At 70.6% G+C, this 2,615-nt stretch carries 3 protein-coding genes; 1 reads left to right on the top strand and 2 read right to left on the bottom strand.

The genetic code is table 11. The annotated features are described in order from the left end of the window. On the top strand, positions 1-510 hold a 510-nt coding region (locus ABD308_RS30925), incomplete at its 5' end, for a CAP family protein (RefSeq protein WP_344342362.1). Between the two features lie 399 nt (positions 511-909). Here the strand turns inward: ABD308_RS30925 and ABD308_RS30920 are convergent. Both ABD308_RS30920 and ABD308_RS30915 read right to left on the bottom strand, forming a co-directional pair. Next, positions 910-1,407 (bottom strand): ATP-binding protein, encoded by a 498-nt coding sequence (locus tag ABD308_RS30920; protein WP_344342360.1) that lies wholly within the window; start codon positions 1,405-1,407, stop codon positions 910-912. 177 nt (positions 1,408-1,584) lie between these two features. Beyond that, positions 1,585-2,615 (bottom strand): L,D-transpeptidase (locus ABD308_RS30915; RefSeq protein WP_344342358.1); only part of this gene is annotated, 1,031 nt, incomplete at its 5' end.

Raw genomic sequence — 2,615 nt, 5'->3', positions numbered from 1 at the left:
CGCGGACGTCCGCTCCAGCCGCACGCCGCGCTGCCGGACGCCGGCGACGCGGCCTTCGCCGACGACTGCCTGCGCGCCCACAACGACCACCGCGCCCGCCACGGCGTCCCGCCGCTGACCCTGGACCCCGCCGTCCAGGACTACGCCAGGACCCGGGTCGCCCGGCTCTCCACCTACGAGGGCCTCTCCGGCGGCCACGCCGGCCTCGACCCCGCGTACGGCGAGAACCAGTCCTGGTTCGGCAACAGCGCCGCCATCCGCGCCACCTGCCGCCAGGCCGTGGACGGCTGGTACGCGCAGCACCGCGACTACGACTACGCGCGGCCCGACTTCTCCCCCGCCACCGGCCTCTTCACCCAGGTGGTCTGGAAGTCCTCCACCCGCCTCGGCTGCGCCCGTGCCTTCGGCCACGGCGGCACCTGGTACGAGACGTACATCGTCTGCAGCTACAGCCCCCCGGGCAACGTCCTCACCCAGTTCGCGCAGAACGTCCTCCCACCGCGCGACTGATCCACCGCGCGACCCGATCCACCGGCCGATCCACCGGCCGACCCGGCGGGCAGGCGTCGTCGGGCCCGGCCATGTTTCGTGCCGATCATGAATAATCTCAGGCCGTCGCGTGAACCTATGCAAATTCCCAAGGTGAACTAAGTTACAAACCTTGAAATCGAAGCCGCCCGGTTTGCCCGCATGCTGAGATCCATGCGATAGTCGAGATGTCCAAGGGCGGACGCCAGCGACTGGCGCGCCCCTGGGCGCGACAAGACTTCGGCTGGCCCGACCTGGCACGGCCGACGCCCATCGCGCGGCACGCACCCCCTTGGCCGGCGCGATGACCTGCAGGGGCCCCCAGCCACCGGACCACGGTGAATCGGGGGCCCCGCGTGTTTTCCCGCGCGCCCGGCGGACTCAGAGGCGATCGCGGACCTTCAGCTCGAACCAGACGCCCTTGCCGCGCGGCAGCAGGTCGGCGCCCCAGCGGTCGGCCAGGTCGTCGACCACCTGGAGCCCGCGCCCGCGCTCGTTGACCGGCAGCGGCTCGGCCAGGATCATGCACGGCAGCGCCCGCGAGGAGTCCCGCACCTCCACCCGGACCCAGCCCGGCTTGCGCACCACGTGCAGTCCGATCGTCCGGCCGGCGGCGTGCCGCACCGCGTTGGCGACGAGCTCACTGGTGAGTAACTCACCCACCTCCAGGTGCTGGTGGAGGTCCCAGGCCTCCAGGGCCGTGAGCACCAGCCGGCGCGCCAACGGGCCGGTCGCCGGCCGGGACGGCAGCCGCACCTCGCGCGGCGCGTCCCGGTCGCACAATCTCCCGACGTACAACCGCTCCAGCTCGTCGGAGCTGAGTCGCTCCAGGGCCGCGAGGGCGTCCTGGAACGGTTCCAACGATGCGTCAGCGACCAAGCTGGATCCCGGAAGTGATGACTGATCTGTTTCGCCCCAACCCGCCATGCGGTCCATCATTGCGGAACGCAAGCGGCCGCGTACGGACAATGAGCAAACGATCACGGGTGTTTCGGCATATGCCGCGTGCAACCCGAACCCGCGTTCGGGCAGGTGGGGGTCACGGTGTGCCGGGTGTTACCAGGCGTTCCAGTCGAGGTTCCAGCCGCTGAGCCCGTTGTCCGGCGCGACCTGGCCGCGGGAGGAGTTCCGCACGGTGACGACGTCCCCGATCAGCGAGCCGTCGTAGAACCGCCCCGCCGAGGTGCCCGCGCCACCGCCCTTGACGTCCTTCAGACCCACGCAGCCGTGGCTCACATTGTCCTCGCCGAAGGCGTCGCTCCAGTAGTTGCCGTGCACATAGGTGCCGGAGTCGGTGAGCCGCATGGAGTGCGGGACCTGGAGGTCGTAGGGCTCGCCGGTCATCCCGGGCAGGGTGCTGGACCGCATCCGCACCACGCCCTCCTTGGACATGACCACCATGGTGCCGTTCCAGGTCGGGTGCTCGGGCGAGCCCGAGGTGATCTCGACGACCGAGCTCTGACCGTTCTGGACCACCGTCATCCGGTGCGTCCCGGCGTCAACCGTCGAGATCTGGGATCGCCCGATAGTGAAGGGCTCGTCCCGGTCGACTCCCCCGTAGACGCCCGGCGCGATCTCCACGCTCTTCAGCCGGTACTGGACGGTGACCTTCGTGCCCGGGGTCCAGTACTTCTCCGGACGGAAGTCCAGCCGGCGGTCGCCGAACCAGTGGCCCCTCACCACGGTGCCGTCGCTGGTCTTGAAGGTGATGCCCTTCGCCACCGCCTCCTTGTTCCGCACGTCCTTGTCGAAGGCGACCGAGACGATCATGCCGACACCGTAGACGGCGTCGTTGTCGACGTTGTCGCTCGCCTTGGCCTCGCGCTCGGGCGTCAGCGTGGTGAAACTGCTGTCCGCCTCGGCGACCACGCCGCCGGCGTCCGCCGCCCGCGCGCTCACCCGGTAGGCGGTGCCGACCGCGAGCGGGCCCGACGGGGTCCAGCTCGAACCGTCGGCGGCGATGGTGCCGGCCACCTCCTGGCCGGCCTCGTCACTCACCTTGACGGTCGTCAGCCGGCCGCCGGTGACGGCGACCTTGAGCGCGCCGGCCGGGGCGGCGTCCGCCGTGCCGACCTTCGGCTGGATGT

Source organism: Kitasatospora putterlickiae (assembly GCF_039527695.1).
GTDB lineage: Bacteria > Actinomycetota > Actinomycetes > Streptomycetales > Streptomycetaceae > Kitasatospora > Kitasatospora putterlickiae.
The sequence above is the reverse complement of the archived record's forward strand: the minus strand, read 5'-3'. Positions and strand labels throughout refer to the sequence as shown.